Source organism: Jejuia spongiicola (assembly GCF_023502325.1).
In the GTDB taxonomy this organism is placed as follows: Bacteria; Bacteroidota; Bacteroidia; order Flavobacteriales; family Flavobacteriaceae; genus Wocania_A; species Wocania_A spongiicola.
In genome coordinates, this window is record NZ_JAMFLZ010000001.1 from 113,732 (window position 1) to 134,565 (window position 20,834).

Annotated in this window: 18 protein-coding genes; 4 read left to right on the forward strand and 14 right to left on the reverse strand. The window is 32.3% G+C overall.

The window, feature by feature from the left end:
• The first annotated feature begins 57 nt into the window (after positions 1–57).
• Positions 58–1,914 (forward strand): CBS domain-containing protein, encoded by a 1,857-nt coding sequence (locus M3P09_RS00545; RefSeq protein ID WP_249971638.1) that lies wholly within the window; start codon positions 58–60, stop codon positions 1,912–1,914.
• A complete protein-coding gene (locus M3P09_RS00550; protein WP_249971639.1) occupies positions 1,914–3,119 on the forward strand; it encodes a succinylglutamate desuccinylase/aspartoacylase family protein in 1,206 nt (401 codons plus the stop codon). The genes M3P09_RS00545 and M3P09_RS00550 overlap by 1 nt, the downstream gene beginning before the upstream one ends.
• Before the next feature lie 47 nt (positions 3,120–3,166).
• Here the strand turns inward: M3P09_RS00550 and M3P09_RS00555 are convergent, their stop codons facing one another.
• From M3P09_RS00555 to M3P09_RS00570, 4 genes are all read right to left on the reverse strand, one after another.
• Positions 3,167–3,589, reverse strand: a complete 423-nt coding sequence (locus M3P09_RS00555) for a VOC family protein (RefSeq protein ID WP_249971640.1) — start codon at positions 3,587–3,589, stop codon at positions 3,167–3,169.
• Positions 3,590–3,710: 121 nt separating this feature from the next.
• Positions 3,711–5,399 carry an FAD-dependent oxidoreductase gene (locus M3P09_RS00560; protein ID WP_249971641.1) on the reverse strand — a complete coding sequence of 563 codons (1,689 nt, stop codon included), beginning with the start codon at positions 5,397–5,399 and terminating at the stop codon, positions 3,711–3,713.
• A gap of 138 nt (positions 5,400–5,537) precedes the next feature.
• Positions 5,538–6,026, reverse strand: a complete 489-nt coding sequence (locus tag M3P09_RS00565; RefSeq protein WP_249971642.1) for a GNAT family N-acetyltransferase — start codon at positions 6,024–6,026, stop codon at positions 5,538–5,540.
• Entirely contained in the window at positions 6,016–6,561 is a 546-nt protein-coding gene (locus tag M3P09_RS00570; protein WP_249971643.1) for a hypothetical protein, read from the reverse strand. The genes M3P09_RS00565 and M3P09_RS00570 overlap by 11 nt, the downstream gene beginning before the upstream one ends.
• 293 nt (positions 6,562–6,854) lie before the next feature.
• Here M3P09_RS00570 and M3P09_RS00575 point away from each other — a divergent pair, with 293 nt between their 5' ends.
• Together M3P09_RS00575 and M3P09_RS00580 are read left to right on the forward strand one after the other, a co-directional pair.
• Complete coding sequence (locus tag M3P09_RS00575; RefSeq protein ID WP_249971644.1) at positions 6,855–8,096, forward strand: type 1 glutamine amidotransferase domain-containing protein; 1,242 nt, start codon at positions 6,855–6,857, stop codon at positions 8,094–8,096.
• A 93-nt stretch (positions 8,097–8,189) separates the two neighbouring features.
• Complete coding sequence (locus M3P09_RS00580) at positions 8,190–9,242, forward strand: AraC family transcriptional regulator (RefSeq protein ID WP_249971645.1); 1,053 nt, start codon at positions 8,190–8,192, stop codon at positions 9,240–9,242.
• Between the two features lie 23 nt (positions 9,243–9,265).
• Here the strand turns inward: M3P09_RS00580 and M3P09_RS00585 are convergent, their stop codons facing one another.
• From M3P09_RS00585 to M3P09_RS00630, 10 genes are all read right to left on the reverse strand, one after another.
• A complete protein-coding gene (locus tag M3P09_RS00585) occupies positions 9,266–9,739 on the reverse strand; it encodes a GNAT family N-acetyltransferase (RefSeq protein ID WP_099565139.1) in 474 nt (157 codons plus the stop codon).
• 16 nt (positions 9,740–9,755) lie between these two features.
• Positions 9,756–10,709, reverse strand: coding sequence for an alpha/beta fold hydrolase (locus M3P09_RS00590; RefSeq protein ID WP_249971646.1), 954 nt, complete (start codon positions 10,707–10,709; stop codon positions 9,756–9,758).
• 195 nt (positions 10,710–10,904) lie between these two features.
• Positions 10,905–11,309, reverse strand: coding sequence for a DUF6326 family protein (locus M3P09_RS00595; RefSeq protein WP_249971647.1), 405 nt, complete (start codon positions 11,307–11,309; stop codon positions 10,905–10,907).
• A 147-nt stretch (positions 11,310–11,456) separates the two neighbouring features.
• The gene (locus tag M3P09_RS00600) at positions 11,457–12,386 is read right to left on the reverse strand and encodes a homocysteine S-methyltransferase family protein (RefSeq protein ID WP_249971648.1); all 930 of its coding nucleotides are present in this window, start codon (positions 12,384–12,386) and stop codon (positions 11,457–11,459) included.
• 55 nt (positions 12,387–12,441) lie between these two features.
• Positions 12,442–13,044: a hypothetical protein gene (locus M3P09_RS00605; protein WP_249971649.1), complete on the reverse strand. Its 603-nt coding sequence runs from the start codon at positions 13,042–13,044 to the stop codon at positions 12,442–12,444.
• 230 nt (positions 13,045–13,274) lie between these two features.
• Positions 13,275–15,083: a M1 family metallopeptidase gene (locus M3P09_RS00610; protein ID WP_430886758.1), complete on the reverse strand. Its 1,809-nt coding sequence runs from the start codon at positions 15,081–15,083 to the stop codon at positions 13,275–13,277.
• A gap of 24 nt (positions 15,084–15,107) precedes the next feature.
• The gene (locus tag M3P09_RS00615; RefSeq protein WP_099565129.1) at positions 15,108–16,721 is read right to left on the reverse strand and encodes a S8 family peptidase; all 1,614 of its coding nucleotides are present in this window, start codon (positions 16,719–16,721) and stop codon (positions 15,108–15,110) included.
• 19 nt (positions 16,722–16,740) lie between these two features.
• On the reverse strand, positions 16,741–17,601 hold the full coding sequence (locus M3P09_RS00620; RefSeq protein ID WP_249971650.1) for an MBL fold metallo-hydrolase: 861 nt from the start codon (positions 17,599–17,601) through the stop codon (positions 16,741–16,743).
• 113 nt (positions 17,602–17,714) lie between these two features.
• On the reverse strand, positions 17,715–19,916 hold the full coding sequence (locus M3P09_RS00625; RefSeq protein WP_249971651.1) for a SulP family inorganic anion transporter: 2,202 nt from the start codon (positions 19,914–19,916) through the stop codon (positions 17,715–17,717).
• Entirely contained in the window at positions 19,913–20,761 is an 849-nt protein-coding gene (locus tag M3P09_RS00630) for a universal stress protein (RefSeq protein ID WP_099565126.1), read from the reverse strand. The genes M3P09_RS00625 and M3P09_RS00630 overlap by 4 nt, the downstream gene beginning before the upstream one ends.
• Between the last annotated feature and the right edge of the window lie 73 nt (positions 20,762–20,834).

The following is a 20,834-nucleotide window of genomic DNA, read 5'->3' on the forward strand; positions in this document are numbered from 1 at the left end:
TTATTACCATAAGACATAGTAATTTAACTCTTTTAAATTCTGTTAAAAACACAGGAAATGGGAGATTTAAATGTTACAAAACTGAACAGTAAAGAAGATAAAGCACACTATATTCATCATTTAATAAACGATATTGAAGCGTTGCAAATGATGATAGATAAGGGCATAATTGAAGAAAGACCTATTCGTATTGGGGCAGAACAAGAGTTTTGTTTGGTAAACGAAAACTTTTTACCAGCAAATAATGCTTTAGATATTTTAAAGGCACTTAATGATGAGCACTTTACTACTGAGATAGGGCACTATAATCTTGAAGCTAATCTAGACCCTATTGAGCTTAAAGGCGAGTGTTTTTCAAAACTAAATAAACAATTAAATACACTATTAAAAAAAGCCAAGGCAGTTGCAGAAAAAAAGGACACAAAAATTGTACTAACAGGTATTTTACCATCCTTTACACTAGATAGTATTACTGAAGATAAAATGACACCAATACAACGGTATTCGGTTTTAAATGATGCAGTAAAAGAAACACGAAAGCAAGATTTTAATATTCATATAAAAGGTACTGACGAGTTAAACCTATTGCACGACTCAGTGATGCTAGAAGCTTGTAATACCAGCTTTCAAATGCATTTACAAGTAAACCCAAATGCTTTTATTGAAACCTATAACTGGGCTCAAGCCATATCAGGTCCTATTTTAAGTATATGTACTAACTCTCCTTTACTATTTGGAAAAGAGCTTTGGAGTGAGACTAGAATTGCGTTGTTCACACAAAGTGTAGATACACGAGCAAATTCCTTTTTATTAAATGAAAAACAATCACGGGTTAGTTTTGGTAACGGTTGGCAAACAGAGAATATAACCGATATATTCAAAGATAATATTTCACGTTTTAGAAGTTTTATCACCACACATTTTATGCGGGATAGCGTAGAAATGGTACAAAATAATGAGATACCAAAATTAAGTGCATTACGATTGCATAACGGTACAGTTTATCCGTGGAATCGTGTTTGCTATGGCACATTAAATGGGAAACCACATTTACGGATTGAAAACCGATATATTCCGTCGGGACCAACCCCAAGAGATGAAATAGCTAATATGGCGTTTTGGGTAGGAGTGATGTTAGGCCAAACAAAACAGTATAAAAACATTCATAAAAAATGGGATTTTAAAGATGTGAAATCTAACTTTTTTAATGCGGCAAGATATGGTATGGCAGCTCAATTTTATTGGAATGGTAAATATGTTTCTAGTTTTGATTTAATAAGTAATGATTTGTTGCCCATGGCATATAAAGGGTTGTATAAAATGGGAGTTTCACCAAAAGATGCTGAGTATTATTTAAAAATTATTGAAAACAGAATAGCTTCTCACAATGGTTCTGAGTGGATTGCAAGAAGCTATAGATACTTAACAAAAACACGAAAGCGTTATGAGTCAATGCAGCTACTAACCTCTAAAATATATGAAAAACAAGAGCTTGGTTACCCTGTTTCGACATGGAGAATACTTAGAGGAGATACACTTAATATTGTTAAAAAAGATAATAGAATTGTAAAACACATTATGAGCACTGATATTTTTTCCGTTGATAAAAATGATAGTGTAGAGTTGGTACTTCATATTATGAAGTGGAAAAATATTCATCATATGCCAGTAATTAATAGAAAAAGAGAAATGGTTGGGCTTATTTCTTGGCACGATGTAAAAGCCTATATAGGCAATATTCGAGAACAAAATGATTCTGTTAAAAAAATAATGAAAACAAATATTATTTCTGTTTCTGAAACCGATTCTATTGATAAAGCCAAAAGCCTTATGAAAACACATATAATAAGCTGCTTACCAGTTATTAAATATGGAAAAATAATTGGTTTAATTACCCTAAACGATTTTGATTGATGGTTGAATCGGAACGTAAAATACTTGAAACCTCTACTATTATTAACAGAATAATTGGCAAAACTGAAGGTAAAACAAAAGGAGCAACCGTAGTATTTTTTGCAGGAATGCATGGCAATGAAAAGGCAGGGGTAACAGCCTTACAACATGCTTTTAAACATATTAAGAAGAAACAGGTGAAGGGTAATATTTATGGTCTTTTAGGAAATATAAAAGCACTTAACTTAAACCAAAGATATATTGATGAAGATTTAAACAGGCTTTGGGTTCCTTCTAAAATTGAAACTATTTTAAATAATAGTAACTATAGCAACGAAGAACAAGAGGCTATTGAATTATATTATGTTTTACAAACCATTTTGAAAAAACATAAAGGACCATTTTACTTTATAGATTTCCATACAACATCAAGTGTTTCGCTACCTTTTATAACAATTAATGATGCGTTAATTAACCGGAAGTTTTCAAAGTTATTTCCAGTGCCTATTGTTTTGGGTATTGAAGAGTTTTTAGAAGGGCCGTTGTTAAGTTATATTAATCAATTGGGGTATGTGTCCTTAGGTTTTGAAGCAGGGCAACATGATTTAAAAACCTCTATAACAAATTGCATTGCTTTTACTTTTTTAACCCTGAATTTCACAGGTATTATGGAAAAAGAGCATGTATTAAATTTTGAAAAGCATTTCGAGGTTTTAAAAAATGAGGCAGAACAAATAAAAAATGTTTTTGAAGTTATTTACCAGTATAAAATTCATCCTAACGAAAAATTTAAAATGATTAACGGCTTTAAAAGTTTTCAGCCTATTAAAAAAGGAACACCAATAGCAACAAGCAATAATATTGAAATCTTATCAAGATACAACGCTAAAATTTTTATGCCTTTATACCAAACAAAAGGGAACGACGGTTTTTTTATTATAAAAACGATAAAGCCGTTTTATTTAAGACTATCTGAATTTTTGAGGAGTATTCGTTTTGATGAATTATTAGTATTTCTGCCAGGAATTTCTTGGATAAATAACACTAGAGGCGCTTTAATAGTAAACCTAAGAATTGCCAAATTTTTAGCAAAACCCTTTTTTCATTTGTTAGGATATAGAAGTAAGCAAGAGGGTGCTACTCATTTAAGGTTATTTAGTCGCGAAAAAGAAGCGAAAACAAAAATGTATAAAAATGAAGATTGGTATAAGAAAATTTCTAGATAGACAAAAAATAGTGATTAGCTTTAAGTTTTAGTTTGTTTTTATTATAATCATCTCATTATTTTCATAATTGGATGATCGGAATTCAATTCCAATAAATCCCATAAATTACCATACAAATCCTTAAATACAGCCACTGTTCCATAATCTTCCTTTTTTGGTTCTCTAATAAATTCAATTCCTTTTGATACCATTTCACTGTAATCTCTCCAAAAATCATCCGTATTTAAGAATAGAAAAACCCTTCCTCCTGTTTGATTTCCAATAAAAGATTTTTGCTCTTCTTTTGAAGCTTTTGCTAGTAAAATTGTTGTTCCTGTAGAATTAGGAGGCGCTATTACAACCCACCTTTTATCCTGTTTGGGTTGATATAGATCTTCAATTAAATCAAAGTTCAATTTTTTTGTATAAAATTGAATTGCTTCATCATAATCTCTAACAACTAGCGCAATGTGAGCTATTGATTGTTTCATTCAGTATTTTATCCTGTTTTAGTTAATTCAAGGTTTTACTTTCGATTATCCTACTCTGGGGTAATTTCCTTACTATTTAATTTTTCCGTTCAATGCTTCAGTGTAACATTATAGTGAACTCTTATTGCAATATTTGCGCTTGCTTCGTCAATTCTTTCTCTAATTTAGAATATTCTATATCTTGAACAGATTTACCCTCATCAATTGCTAAGCTGGCTATAACCGCGGAGCTTTGACCAAGAACCATAAATACTGGTTCCATACGGATTGATCCATATGCAATGTGTGATGCGCTGAGACATATTGGTACAAGCAAATTATTACATTCTTCCTTTTTAGGCACAATAGAGCGATAACTTATTGGAAAAGGAGCTTTAACATGTGCTTCTACATTTCCCTCGTTGGACACATATCCATTAGAGTTTACATAACGCTTTACATGATGAGAATCCATCCCATAAGCAGCCATACCAATTGGGTCGTAAACTTTTTCAATGCCTTCGCAATTTTTCTGTGTCATTACATAAGAACTAACCATTCGACGAGCTTCTCTTATATAAAGCTGTTGTTGCCAACCATCTTCACGTTCATATTCGTCTTTACATGTCCCCCATTGTGATACTTTTTCTCTTACTTCTTTTGGAATACGATTATGGTATGCCAGAGTCCACATTAACCCTTGCTGGTATAAACGGTGACGTTCTACAATTTTTTCTCGTTCGGGATAGGACGCTTCTGGATAATCCCAGTTTTGTCCGATAAAATCAGTTGAAAACCCTTTTTGGTTGTTGGTATCGGTTTTTCGATTAGGCATCGCTGAGTTTATCCAAGGAATTAGAGGATCACCATAAGAGTACATTTTTTCTAATGGCCCATTGGCGGCTTCATAATTACGGAAGAGAAGTTCATACTCTAGTTCGTTATAGTTTTCTGGTTTTTTAAAAGGTATTCGATTATCAGGATGATCTGTTAATGTCATTCTGAAGCAATAAGCTTGTATTCCTTTATCGCCAGAACCATTAATTCCTGGTCCGCCTGAATTAATAAATGGTAAAAGACCACTAGTGGGATCTCCTTTTACAATGTAGGGGTCGACACCCTCTATAAAATCATGGTGAATGCTATTGTGAGAAACAGTTCCAAGTAATGTTTTACTCACTTTATTGGCTTGAATACCATTTAAAGATTCTTTGTATAGAGAGTTAGGCTCTCTGCCTACTGTATAGGAGATTCCTGATGCTTCCATGAGGTCGCCTTCGTAAGTTGCATCAATAAAAACTTTACCAAAGTAGGTAACCCCAGACTCCATAGTAATAGAGTGAATAGCATTGCCAACTTTTGATATACCGGTTTCTCTGTTAATTTTTTGATTATAAACCACTTTGATGTTAAGGTGTTTAATCATATCATGAAAAACTTTCAATGCTGCAGAAGGCTCAAATGTCCACATAGCATCTTCATTTTTATCGGAGCGTGTTTGTCCGCCATCTTTATATTCTGATCTTGTTTGCCAAACCCAACTTGAAGAACCTTCGTAGTGTTTCTTTATATTTTGATAAAACTCACGAGCAATACCGCCAATCACCTGTTTGTTTCCTATGTCGGTCTGTCCAAGGCCGCCTGTAGTCAATCCTCCAAGACGACTTGTTGGCTCAATTAATATCACCGATTTACCAAGTCGAGCAGTTTGAATAGCAGCAGATATACCAGCTGAAGTACCTCCATAAACAACAACATCAGCTGAAGTTAAATTTTTATCATTTGTACTATTACAAGACAATAGAGTACTGGCAGTATATACAAATATCACAATTAAAGTTTGTGTTATTTTCATTTAGTTTTTTACTTATTAATTGGACATATCATTAATTCTATTAGTAAGAGTAGTGCCATATTTTAAATTAACCCAATTTTTCACAACCACCTGTTTTACTTCCTGTCTTAATTTTTATTCGTTTAAACACTTATGCATAATATATGTGTCCACTAAACCTAAATCAGAATGTCTAAACCCTTTAGGTGTGGTTCCAACTATTTTAAAACCGTATCTTTTCCACAACTCAACAGCACCTTCATTTGTACTTACCACAATATTAAACTGAATCCCTTCAAAATTCTTTTTTCTAGCTACTTCAATCGAGTGTTCACAAAGTTTTTTTCCAATTCCTTTTCCTTGAGTATTCGGATTCACCATGTAACTGCAGTTGGCAATATGGTTTCCTAAACCAATTTGGTTAGGCTTTATAATATATGTTCCAAGTATTTGTTTGTTCTCTTCAATCACAAAGGTTTCCATATAGTCGGCAAACCAATGTTTTTTTAAATCCTCTTTTGGAGTATTTGGATTAAAGACGTAAGTATCTCCTGTTTTAATGACTTTTGAGAATATTTCCCAAACTTTGTCAAAATCGAATTCTGTCGCTTTTCTAATATTCAATTTTTTTCACATTTATTTTATAGACAAGCTCCCACGTTTTACTTTGATCGAAAGAATGATATACATTTTTCAAATAATGATTGTCAGTTATCACAACATCAACAATTTTTACATCAAACGCCTCTTTACCGCTATATCCACCTTTAACAATTGTCGTCATTTTTCCATCCACTATTTTAGAAGTAAATTCATGCCAGCGTTGAGCTTTTGCATTTAGAAAAAGCGCATGCCATTTTTTTGTAGCTGAATTGTACGTTCGAATATCTGTTGAAAAAAAACCTTTATTAGTTGTAAACTGAGACTGAAAGGTTTTGTGGTCATCTAAATACTTGCCTTGAATAGTTGCCTTAACTTTCAGTTTTTTAAAAGTTCCATCTTTCAGTTTCATCTCCATTTCAGATATCCATTTACCACGGTAATACTCAAATTGAGCAAGTTCTGGGACAGATTTATCAGCAAAACCATATTCATGTTTTATTTGTGCTGTTAGACTAGTGCAAATAAAAAATATAATAAAAGAGTTCAATAGATTCATAATGCTATTGTTGAAATTCATTTTAATTGGCCACAATAGTTTTTATATGGTTAGCTGTGTGTTTAAGTAACTAATTTAGCAAACAAATTACAAATAAAAACCCCTAATGGAATTTTAGTGAGACGAAAGTTTCCAAGCAATTAACTATATACGTTGTTTGCGCCATATTTCTTAGCACAATAAGGTTTTTTCTCTACTTAAATCATCTTTTACTCTGACGGAATTATCATTTCTTCAGTTTTTGTAGACTAGTTTGCTGTAATTCGTAGCATAATTAGAAACATATTTATACAATGAAGTCAGAAAAAAAAATTGGAATAGGAATAGTTCTAGGAACAGCATTTGGTATTGCAATAGGATTGGCTATAAATAATTTACCAGTTTGGATTGGTGTTGGAGTAGTTATAGGAGCTGCTACTGGGGCTACTTTTAGGCTTAAAAAACACCCTAAAATTAAATGGGCATTAATATCAATCTTTAGTTTACTTATTCTTCTTATTTCATTTGGAGCGTGGTTTATTAACCTCTTACCAATAGAAGAAATGAAAAAAGACTTAACAAATAGCAAGGTTGAAGAGATTCAATATTTATCACAAAATAAAACCCCTAAAAGAGGAAAAATATTAGCTGTAGTTACTAATAGCGAAACTATGGGAAATAGCGGTAAAAAGACAGGTTATGAATTAACTGAATTGTCACGTGCGTACTATGTGTTTGAAGCTAATGGTTTTGAAGTTGATATTGCAAGCCCATTAGGAGGAAAACCTCCTGTTGTTCTTGATGACGATGATATGGGAATATACGATTACGCTTTTTTAAACGATTCAATTGCACAAAATAAAGCAAGTAATACCATAGCTATAAATGATGTAAGTGCGGAAGATTATAGCGCTGTGTTTTTTGTTGGAGGAAAAGGCGCCATGTTCGATTTTCCAGAAAATAAATTCATTCAAGAAATTGTAAAGAAGTATTATCAATCTGGAAAAGTTGTAGGAGCGGTTTGTCACGGACCTGCAGCTTTAGTAAATGTAACATTAGATAACGGAACACATCTTTTAGAAAACAAGATGGTAAGTAGCTTTACAAATGAAGAAGAATTGCTTTTAATTTCTGATGCAAAATCAATTTTCCCTTTTCTTTTACAAGATAAACTAATCGCAGGAGGAGCTAAATTCAACAAGGGTGCGATGTATCTAGAAACAATTAGTCATGATAATAATTTAATCACGGGGCAAAACCCTTGGTCTACATGGAAATTAGCAGAAACCATTATAGAGCAATTAGGTTATACACCGAAATATAGAGAAATAACAGGCGAAGAAAATGCAGGAAAGATTTTATTAGTTTATGAAAGAGAAGGTTCAGATAAAGCAAAACAATTAATAGATAAATTATTAATCCAAGAAAAAAAATCTATTGATAGATTATTAATAGCTTCTCATAGTGTGATTGCTGCTATGAATGGAGAAATTGGTCGTTTTTTTGGTTTACTTGGGTTAACTTCATATGCAAAAAAGAAATCTAAAATAAATTAGATAAAACTACTTATAGTTGATTTAGAAAGGATAACCCCTTAAATGATTTAGGCTTTTTCCTAGTAATATTCTTAAATTTGAGAAAATATTATATTGAGTTATTTAGAAATACTTCTTATCATTATTAGTAGTGCAGGTCTTTTGCATGGTGTGTTATTTGCATTTTACTTATGCTTTTTTAAAAAGAAAAAAACAATAACTAACTTTTTATTAGGACTGATTTTAGTCTTTATGGCTTTTAGGGTTGGTAAATCTGTAATGAAGAATTTTGGCGACGATTTGGAGCCCATTTTTATTTTTGCAGGATTAGCTCTTTTACTTTTAATAGGCCCGTTGTTTTGTTGGTATATGTTAGGAATGACAAGACCTAACTTTAAATTAACAAAAAAGTATCTGCTAGAGTTAATACCTTTCGGGTTAATTTTTTTTTCGAGTTTCTTTTTAACCAAAGATTGGTTTGATGCCAACAGCAGAGAGGCAATTTTCTTATTCGCCAGTGTTCTAATCTTTATTTATTTCCATTTTGCTTTTTATATTTTTTTATCATGGAAAATCGTAAAAACCGTGAAAAAGAACTATAAGAATGAAGAACTTACAAAGTCTCAAAAAGCAATTTTTGATTGGTTACAATTGATTATTATCGGATTAGTTATTATTTGGGCTTCTTATGTTTTAAATATTTTAGATGACAAAGTACCTTACATAATAGGACCAATTGTCTATTCTATTGTTATCTATTTTTTAAGCTACAAAGCCTTTAAATTGAAAACCACAGAGATTGACGGAGAGGCTTTCAAAGCAAATGATAGCATTTTATTGTTTAAAGAAATTTCTAAATTAGTTGTAGAAGATAAATTGTATTTAGAATCAGATTTATCACTTTCAAAATTAGGCGGATTAATAGGACAAAGCACTCAAAAAACATCTTCTATTATAAATCAATTTGCAAAACGAAACTTTAATGATTTTATTAATTATTATCGAATTCAAGAAGCAAAAAAAGCACTTTCAGACTTTGAAAGTCAAAAACTTACTATTTCTTCAGTAGCCTTTGATACAGGGTTTAGCAGTCTATCTTCATTTAATAGCGCTTTTAAAAAGTTTGAGGGTATAACACCTTCCATGTATAGAAAACTAAATAATTGATTAAACCTAAAGTAGCAATTGTTTTATACGGGGTTGACATTAGTTTTTTTTTCATTTCGGTAAACATTCGGATTGAATTTTTCCATATAAAGCTCAGGTTTTGGCAGTTTTGTAAACCCGTATTTTTCATAAAGCCATTCCGCCGTGCTTGTCAATAAAATCCAACGTCTTAAACCTTGTAATTCTTCATGTTCCATAATTACTTCCATAAGCCATTTACTTAATCGAAGCCCTCTATATTCTTTTAAAATAAAAATATCTCCTAAATATGCGATAGTAGAAAAATCCGAAATTACCCTTGCATACCCAATTAGTTTTTTTTCAAAATATATTCCGAAATTCAATGAATTGTTAATTGATTTTTCAACCTTTTCATAGGATATTCCGTCACTCCAACCAGACTCGTTTGTTAAAAAATTGTGAATCAATGAAATATCCAACTTATTTTTGTCGGTAGAAATCACATATTCATTTTTGTGTTTTTCTATAATTTTCAATTCGAGTTACGTTTTTTTAATTATACTCATTTTTAGCCACAGTTGTTTTATTAAATATTCTATTTGTGAATTCTTTCAAATCTGCAATAACAATTTTCGGGTCAGTTACATGAATATGATGCGGCTTATCATAAACCTTATGTTCTTTGATATTGCTTTTAGAGTGATTAATTAATTCTTTCATTAAAGCAAGACTTCTTTCTTTATAATCTCCATCTGTAGCGGTTGCCGAAAGAATATAGATAGGAAGACTAGAAAGATTAACATTTGCAGATTTAAAAAGATTAATCGATTCTGCTATAGCTGCTCTTTCCTTTCCATAAGCTTTGATGCTTTTAGAGGTTTTATATGTGGGGTGTGGCGGTTCTGGAAGTAAGTAATACGGTATTCCACTCCAAGAAAGGTTAACTAATGAAAAATTCAAAAACTTTTCGAATAATGATGGCGAAGGCGCATCATCCCACATTTTTTCATGACTAGGATCTATAAGAAAAAGCCCAACTATATCATTAGGAAACGCGTTTGCGAAGTATCTAATATGCGCACCTCCAATTGAATGCCCAACCATAATATATGGACCCGGAATTTTTTCTTTATTGAGAAGTTCATTTAATTCTTGTGCTATTTGTTTTGTTGTTCTTGGCTCTGAATTAGTTTTGCTAAAACCAAGCCCTGCGCGATCATACATGAAAATCCTGCCAATTCTACTAAGAGAATCTTGAATTTTGCTCCAAGTTTCCATGTTTTCTCCCAAACCCGCTTCAAGAACAAAGGTGAATTCTCCATTTCCAATTAGTTTGTAATGTAATTGTCCGCTAGTCAGGTCAACCAGCTTTCCATTTGGTTTAAACTCCTTAACTAATTTTTTGTTATAACTAGATTGAGTTATGGTGCCATAAATAAGAATTCCTATTATTAAAACAACTAGAATTCTAAATGCCCATTTTAAAGTTTTTTTTAAGGTTTTCATGTTCTTAGGCCTTAATTGCAACAGTTTTGTGTATGGTTTGTGGTGTTGGAAACTAAGTTAGCAAAAAGAGACGAACATACGTGAAATTCGGTAGAATTTCCTAAATAGACTTTATCTTGATTCACTATGAACTATACATGTTGTTAGCAACGGGCTTTTATTCTTTAGGCTATTAGTTCAAAACTTTTTAAAGCACTAATTTTCTTTAGGCCATTTCCAAGCGCACCAAACAATTAAAGCAGTAATAATACTTTCTAAAAATGCTAAAAACACATAGAACCCATACCATCCAGTATTTGAATTAAAGCCAATAAATAACATCATTATTGTAAACAATATTCCAAATACGATATTGAGAACACGATTTATTTTAGGTTTTAGGATAATTGAAAGCGCAACCATTACTGATGAAATAGCCAAAATTATTGTAGCTATTAATAATTTAGTGGGACTGTCTAAAATATTTTCGCCTGTAAGTAAACTGTTTATTTTTTCTGGTGTGTATAGTTCAAAATAATCTCCATATAAGTAGCATAAAGTTGCGGAAGTCCATAAAGAAGCAAGTTTGATTTTGACATTTACTTTCGGGTTTTCTAACATATTCTTTAGAGTTTTACAATTCAAGTGTGTCTCACTATTTATAAAGACGTAAAATCTTTTTAAATGGTTGCCTGAACCTTTTAATTAGCTAGGTTTTCAGCATGTTGACCGAATTTTCGTAAACCCACTCGAGCCTAGCAATTAATTTTATATGGTGTTGTGTTCAGTATTTGTTAATTTTTTTGACAAACCTTCGATGAATTTATCATTAGTTCCACAGCAACCACCAACTATTTTTAAATTATATTGCTTATATAACAAAAATATTTCATCAATGATATTATCAAAATCGTCTTGTTGAAGAACTTCACAGTTATTTAATTCTTCAGGACTTAAAATTGATGCATTTGCTTGTATTCCACTAAATCTTATTAGCTTTGATTTATCCTCGTTATTATTTAAAGCCTCATTCAGGTTTGTAGGATGAATACAATTAGTCATATAACAAGTAGGCTTAGGATTTACTTGTTCGTCAATTAATTTAATTGCATTTGATAATGTGGTTCCGTCAATCAAACAACCATCCTTTCTAATCATAAAACTAATAATGTATGGAATTTTTGTTTCTGACATTGCTTTTGCCATTCCGATTGCTTCATTAATTTCGGGCATTATTCCTGCAAACAAAAAATCAATTTTCTCTTTTTTAAAGTTTAGGGTTTGTCTACTATGAAAGTTATATGCTTGGCTAATGTCAAATTTCTTTTCTCCACTATAAGCGTCTCCTTTACACCCTAATAACCCTCCAATCATTATGTTTTTAGAATAATTAAGATAACTTTCTTTTATGTTTTTTAAGAAAATGCATGAATCAGATATTATATTTTTAGATTTTAATGTTGACTCGAAATTGACTTTACGAGTTGGTGTCATAATCATAATTGGCAGATTATATTTACAACCAATATCAATATATTGTTTATATAATAATTCAAGCGCCTTAGGGTTATCATAAATCAACATTGCATGATTTAGAAAAGCATCCATTTCTACATTAAATTCAGTTTTTAACCTTTCGACTAATGCCCCTTCTGTTAAAATTATTTTTGATTCTCTAAATATTCTTTCAAAGGACATGTTATTCAATTTAGTAGTAAAGTCTGTATTGTATACAACGGTTTTATACACGTTGTTAGCAGCTGTTTTTTAATCGTTTATATTCAGTTCCGCAACTTTCCTCAAAATCTTTTAAATTCTCAAAAACATTCAGTCCAGCCATTCCAGTTCCGTGAGGTGCGGTTAGTGTTTCGGTTATTATATTTCCGTTTTCTAATTCCAAAAAGCCTGCGGAATCATAATCCTCAAACATTATGAAATCCACAATTTTAATATTTTGAAATTTTTTCATTTCGTTGCTAACTATTTTTGTTGATTTTGATGTGTATTTTTTAGGGATTCCGTTTTTAATTCCAAGTTTATATTTTAGCCGTCCGAATAAAGTTGAGTTTTGATTCCTTTTAACATCTTCTCTTATGTCTTTCCAAGTCTTACCTTCTGGAAAATTAAATTCAGTTGACTCAATTCTAATTTTATCGCTAGATTTCAGAACTAAACTTTCAGATTTAGTAACGGGTTTCGTTTCAATATTTTCAGATTCGAAACCCCAAGGAATAGAAATGATTTTTCCATTGTTCAATTCAATGAAAACTTGTCCTTGGTCAAGTCCGCCAACTTCCATTTTTGACCATACGAGAATGTCTTTAATTCTTTCTCCAAGTAATTCTTTAGTGTTCATTGTTCAAATTGCAGCCAATGTCCCGCGCAGCTATGCGCATGCGCTGTTTTGTGAAGTGAAAATAGTGAAACTAATTCACGTAGGAAAATGGCGTATAGTTGGCTATTCTGCGGCGTTTGTGCCGAAGGACAGACAGCGTAGCTGCGCGGGACATTCGGCGGTATGGTATGTGCCCGGACTATTGTGCACACAAAGTAGCGCAACCTACAACTCAAAACCCAATAGACACACTATAATGTGTTGTTATTTTTATTAATATCTGCCATGATTTCCTTTGGATCTATTTGAACAGATTTTATAGCTTTATTTGTATTAAAAGTATAAGTTGGATATGCCCAAGCCCAATCTTTTATAATAGTTGCTGTTGTTGGTTTTTCACCACGCATCATTTGTAAAGGAACATAAAAACCTTCTGACGAGCCATCAGTGTAAGTTACTGTTAAGTCTATAGGCATTGGCATTAAGCCTAAACGCTCTAATGTAACTGTATTACCTTTAATGGTTTTAACCTTGTAGTCAATAGTATTTGTGGTTTGTGCAAAATCAATTAAATACCAATCGAGTTCTAAACCAGATACTTTTTCGGCAGTTCTTATAATATCTAGCGGCTTTGGGTGCTTAAAAGCAAAATCATTAAAATATTTCTTAATGGTTTTTTTTAAATTTTCTTCACCAATAACATAGCCTAATTGAGCTAAAAACACAGCACCTTTGCTGTAAGCTAAAGTACTATATACACTATTGAATTGATACCTGTCTGCATGAGTAGTAAGAGGTTGCTCTAAACCAGATTTAGCCAAACGTATATAGCTTTTATAGGCGTTATCGAGTGGGTTTTTTTTGCCTTGATTAAAAATATAATCCATGGCATAATTACTAATATAAGTAGCAAAACCTTCGTCCATCCATTCATGCTTTGCCTCGTTTGTTGCTAGTAAAAACTGAAACCATGTATGAGCAAGCTCATGAGCCGTAACACCTACTAAACTCCCATAGCTTCTCTTCCCTGTAATTAAAGTGCTCATGGCATATTCCATACCGCCATCACCTCCTTGAATTACAGAATATTGTTCATAAGGGTATTTACCAATATGCTTACTAAAATACTGCATAAGCTCTACTGTTTTTGGCTGTAATTTTTTCCAGTTTTCTTTTTGCTCGCTGCTTAAAGTGTTTTTATAATAAAAATGAAGTTTTGGTCCGTCAGGGACCTGCATGGTATCATGAATATAATCAGGGTCAGCAGCCCAAGCAAAATCGTGTACGTTAGGCGCTTTAAAATGAAGTGTTTTTTTATTTCCTTTTATTTTGGGTTCACCTTGTAAATAGCCTGTTCCTCCAACCACATAATTGCTGTTAATAGTAAGCTTTACATCATAATTTCCCCATACTCCATGAAACTCTCTTGCTATATAAGGATCTGCATGCCAGCCCTCAAAATCATATTCAGCTAACTTAGGATACCACTGTACCATAGAAAGGGCAACATCTTCCTCATTATCTCTACCAGAACGCCTAATTTGAGTTGGCACTTGGGCATCAAAAACCATATCAAACGTAATTTTTTCTCCAGGTTGAATTGGTTTTACCAAATCAACTTCCAAAACAGTGCCAACAGTTTCATACTTAACTTTAGCTCCATTTTGCTTTAAGCTTTTTACCTTTATATAGCCAACCTCGTTAGGCTTTAATTTACTAATTCTGTCGCCTACTCTAGAATCTGGATCTTCGATGTTTCTTGAGTGTACATCCATTTCACTACCAGGTTGAAAGGCATTAAAATATAAATGATAATATACCCGGTGCAAAACATCTGGCGAATTGTTAGTATATACCAACTGTTGTTTCCCTTTATATTGATAGGTGTTTACATCCATATCAATTTCCATTTTATAATCAACGTGCTGTTGCCAATACCCAGCTTTTTGTATTGTTAGTGGAGTAGGGGCAGGTGTTATTTTAGCAGTAGCTATATCTTTTTGACTACTACAAGATAAAAACAGACAGATGCATAAAACTGAAAAAACAATTCTTTTCATATACTTTAGTTGTTTAATAACAAATTATTTAGATAGTTGAGCTGCCATAATTAAAGCGTTATACGCGTTAACCATTTTTGAAGATTTCACTAAATCAGCAAAAGGTTTTATATGATCTGTATTACCGCCAACAATAACTTTAGTTTTAACCGCAAGACCAGAGTCCATAAGAATTTGTTTTACTTGACCAGCCTTTAATTTAGGATAATAAGAACGAATTAAAGCAGCAACGCCAGCAACGCCGGGAGATGCCATTGAAGTGCCATCTATAGCTTTATACTCATTCTCAGGAAAGGTAGAATAAATGGCCGAACCAGGAGCAAAAACATCAACATTTACTTTTCCATAATTTGAATAATCTGCTATCATCGATGAGCCATACTTATAATCTAAAGCACCAACATTTATAAAATTATCTGAAACCTCAGGACCAACTCCAATAGCATCACTCGGGTAACTTTGTTTTTCATCTAGATTTAAGCTCTCGTTACCAGAACCATGAACAATCAATACATCTTTTTTGCCAGCATAAGCAATAGCATCGCGAACCCAATCACTATGTGGAGAATAATATTTACCAAAACTTCCATTTATAATTTTAGCACCATTGTCTACAGCGTATCTAATCGCTAATGCAATATCTTTATCATACTCATCGCCATTTGGCACTGCGCGTAGACTCATTATTTTTACATTATTTGCAACACCTTTTGCGCCTTTACCATTATTTCGTTCAGCAGCTATAATACCAGCCACATGTGTACCGTGGCTCTCGGTTTTTTTAACAGGCTTAACATTGCCGTTTCCATATCCTGGTTTATCTTCAAAATCATCAGGATTATCTCCTGTTTTACGCCCTTTAAAATCTTTATTAAGGTTATAATTTAATCGCTCGTTAATACTTACTAATCCGTCTTTCAATTCTTTTATAAAATCATCAACTGTTTCCATATCTAAACTGTAAACATATTTAGCTATTGAAACATATTGTTGCAGAGTTTTGTCTTCTGTTTTAATAGCATTAACATCAGCTTTAGTATAGCTAGTTTTATTCAAATGCTTTTTTATGCCTTCATCTGCAATTTTTATTTGTTGAAGTGTTTGCTCGTAATTAGTTTTATAACTTGTATATTTTTGATATTCTTTATCATGTTCTGCTTGAGCTTTAGCGTAATCAGGGTTAGCAGAGTTTCCACTCGCAAGTATTCGTACAAATTCTAACTGTTCGTTATAAGCATCGCCCAAAAAATTCCAGCCATGAATGTCATCTACGTATCCGTTTTTATCATCGTCCTTTCCGTTATTAGGAATTTCTTTCCTATTAGTCCAAACCACATCATCTAAATCTTCGTGGTCAATGTCAATTCCAGAATCTATAACTGCTACAATTACAGATTTTCCTTTTTTATTTTTAATAATTTCAGCGTAAGCTTTATTAACACTCATGCCAGGAATGGTATCTTTAATTAAATCTAAGTGTCCCCAGTTTTGTTTTTCAGCTTTGGTTAAGTCTGAAACTTTTAAAGGAATAGCATCAATGTTTTCAACTGGAGTTGATATAATACTTGCAGTACTACCACAACCGTAAAGTATTGAAGCTATAAAAGCAGATAATATGAGTGATTTTGTTGATTTCATCTTGATAAATTTATATGTGTTAATTGAATATGTCGTTTGTTGAATAAATATTTGCTAATCGCACTCCTTTTTCGGTGTGTTTTACCGTAATAATTTCGTTATGAGCATCATGCTCTAAAAACAGGTAGTAGTTATTATCGGCAGCAAGACTAAGAAATTTTTCTTTTTCATCTAAAGTTAAGAGTGGCCTAGTATCATAACCCATTACAAATGGAATTGGTAAATGCCCTACGGTTGGTAATAAATCTGCCATAAAACAAATGGTTTTTCCATTATAGTTAATCATAGGAATCATTTGTTTTTCGGTATGCCCATTGGCAAAAAAAATGTCGAATCCTAGCTCGGAGTTTTTAAGTAAATCGGCTTCAGGTAGCGATGTAAACTTTAATTGCTCGCTTTCTTTTATAGGCAAAATATTCTCTTTTAAAAACGATGCTTTTTCTCGCCTGTTAGGCTGAGTGGCCCATTGCCAGTGATTTTTATTACTCCAAAAATATGCGTTTTTAAAAGCGGTTTCATAGCCCGTTTTATCATTATTCCATTTAATGCTTCCTCCACAATGGTCAAAATGTAAATGTGTCATAAACACATCGGTAATATCATCGGTATGAAAACCATGTTTTTTTAATGAACCGTTTAAAGTATCATCTCCCCAAGGATGATAGTAGCCAAAAAATTTACTGGATTGCTTATTACCCATGCCATTGTCTATTAAAATGAGTCGGTTACCGTCTTCAATAAGCAAACAACGTGCCGTAAGATCAATCATATTATTGGCATCGGCAGGATTGGTACGTTGCCATAGTGATTTTGGGACAACACCAAACATAGCACCGCCATCTAGCTTAAAATTACCAGCATTTATAGGATATAAATTCATAGGGATGTAAAATTAAGAAATCTATTATGAATTGGCAGATAAGTTAAGAATATATTAAGAAAGCCAATAATTAACAAAAAACACATTTATTTAAAAGACTTATAATCAATAATTTAAGTAGAAATTATAACTTCTTTAAGTCGTTTTCCAAAACCAAATAAAGCCTTTATTTCTTTTAAACTTGCCAAGCGTTCTTTTCCAAAAAGTAGTAATGCTTTTCCATTAGACTCTACATGATAGTATGGATTGCTTTCAAAAAAGTGTGTTACGTCATCATTAAAAAATTTACTAATGGCTATTTTGTTTTCACCTTGCAAATAAAAGCGATCGGAGAAATCATCATGGTTTTCAATATCGATGTCTTTAAAGCCTGCTAATGCCGATACTTTTTCTAAAAAACCTTCTTTATCTAAAGTAAACTTTGGAATGTCATCATTTAATTCGATATAAAGCATCGTTGAACGAACCACCTCTTTAGCTATAAATTCACCTTCGGAAAATTCAATATCAAACATGCAAATAGCACTTTCTTTGTGAGACAATTTGTTGTAAATATGATTAACATTTTTGGTGCTGAAAAATTGAAAATTGTTCAGAAAAGAGACCTCTTTTTCTTTTTTAGAACTGTAATTGTATTTATAATCTTCAGCTAGACTTTCCATATTGGTTTGGCGTCTAGTTAAGTTGTTTTTTATAATTTTTGGTACAGGAAGCATACGCCTTAAAGCAAAAGGGTGTTTAGAATCTGTATCATGCATATCCAGCCCAATAACATCAAAATGTCCTCCACGTTTATTAAATAATTCTTGATAACTATGCATGTTTTCCATGACAGTATGATCTACAAACTCGCACATAGAAAAATCTACAATTACATCTTCGTTTTCAGGAACGGCATCTAGTTGTTTTTTAAGCCTGTAGTAATTTAAAAAACTGCAAAAATGTTTAACGCTTACATAAAAATTGTTTTCATCGCTTGCCTCTTTAAACATTAAAACATTTGGCTTCAAAAGATTTCTAAAGAACAAACCAAAGCTTTTATTTATTACTATATGAATAATTAAAGTAGCAATTACACCAGCAATTATACCTGTAATTAATCCAATTTTTAAAGTAACAATTAAGGTGACAAAAAAAATGATTAACTGTTCTTTGCCTATGGAGAATATCTTTGTAATTACACTAGGCGATGCCAATTTATAACCTGTATAAACTAATATAGCCATTAAGGCAGGCAATGGGATTCTAGTAAGTTGTGTGCTAAATAAAACAATAAAGAGCACTAAAAAAGTGGCATGGAAAAAGTTTGATGATCTATTACTTGCCCCATTATTTACATTTACAGAACTACGGGCTATAACGGTTACTACATTTAAACCACCCAAAAACCCACTTCCAACAGTAGCTAACCCTAAAGCTTTAAGGTCTTTGTTAACATTTGAACGCCTTTTTTCAGGGTCTAGCTTGTCAACAGCTTTAATACTTAAAAGAGACTCTATGCTAGAAATAAGAGTTAATGCTAAAACACTTCCCCAAAATGATAGGGTCCATATATTGTTGAAATTTGGAATTGGAATATCTGCAATTATATTCTGAATAGATGGAATACCTGAAATCATATATTCCTTTGAAATAGGGTTTGGTTGGTGTAAACCCAGCTCGAAATAATAACTAAACCCAATAGATAAAATAACAATCCACATGGGTGCAGGAATAAGCTGTAAATACTTATTTCTAATTTTTGAGTAAAATAGCATGATAGCTAAACTGATTACCCCAGCCAAAGCTGCAAAAATCAAACCCTTATTCTCATAATGTATAGCATCGTTAATAGAAAAAGGAATTTCAAAAAGGTAATCAACAGTATCTTCTCGTTGTATTTTATGAGCTAGCATTATATGGAATTGCTTTCCTAAAATAATAAGACCAATAGCGGCAAGCATGCCCTGAATAGCAGACGAAGGAAAAAAATCTGCAAGGGTACCCATTCTAAAAAAACCAAGCCCCATTAAAAGCAGCCCCGAAAAAATAATGGCTATATAAGCATTTTCTAAACCTAAAGTTGAAATAGCTACTAAAAGCACACCAACCAAACCATTTCCAGGACCAGCAATGGTAACATGGCTACCTCCTAAAATAGAAACAACAATACCACCAACTATTGCTGCAATAATACCTGCAATTGGAGGCGCATCACTTGCCATGGCAAGCCCTAATCCTAAAGGCAATGCAATAAGACTAACCACAAACCCAGAAAATATATTTTTAGGTAAAGCCTTAAAAAAATCTTTTATTTTGTTTTTTTTCGGGCTCATTGTAGTATTAAAACATCGGTTGGTAATTCGGTTAAAATATGTTCAATATCGTGCGGAAATAAGCGATCCCAAAACGTCATTTTTGAAGGTGCATTCATTACCAATAAATCGGCACGCGAAATTTGCGCATAGTGCCCAATGGAATACCCCTTTTTTCCAAAAATTGGTTGTAGTTTTATTGTTTTATTATTGGTGTATGTTGAAGGGATATGACTAATTATTTCTTTAATTCTAGCGTTCTCTCGGTGTCTAATACGCTCTTTTATAATGTTAGCACGTCTTAAAGATTTGTCATCATCTACTTTTACAGAAATTTGATCTTGTTTAATTTCTTCAACAATAGTTATTTTTTCTGAGCTTAGTTTTTTCGCAACATAAAAAGCAGTTTTTATGGTTTGCTCAGTTTTTGGGTCTTTCAACCCGTTTACAACAATATGCTCACAAGCAATGCGTTCAACCGAAGGTTTAATTAATAATAAAACAGAACATTTAGCTTCACGTGTAATCTTTCGGGCTATTGAGCCAACATAATATTTTAAAAACCGCTCACGTTGTACCGCACCAAGAACCAAAAGGTCTATTTTTTTTTCTTCTGAAGTTGATAAAATAACATCAACTGGATTGCCAGTTTTAAAAACCACTTCGTAATCTAAATCCTCTTTTTCAAAACTTTTAAGAATAACTTTAAGCATTGTTGTTTTATCCTCAGAGCTTTCACCAACATGAATTAAGAATAATTTTGATTGAAAAAAAACAGCTAACCTAGCTGCTTCAAAGAGATTTGCTTTTAAGTTGGGAGAATAAGCCACCCCAATTCCAATACTTCTAAAAGGCTTTAATGCCACAGGCTTTATATTATTTTTTAGTCAAATTTTAGTCAAAGTTGAAAGATAACATTTTTTGAAAACTTTAAATCAT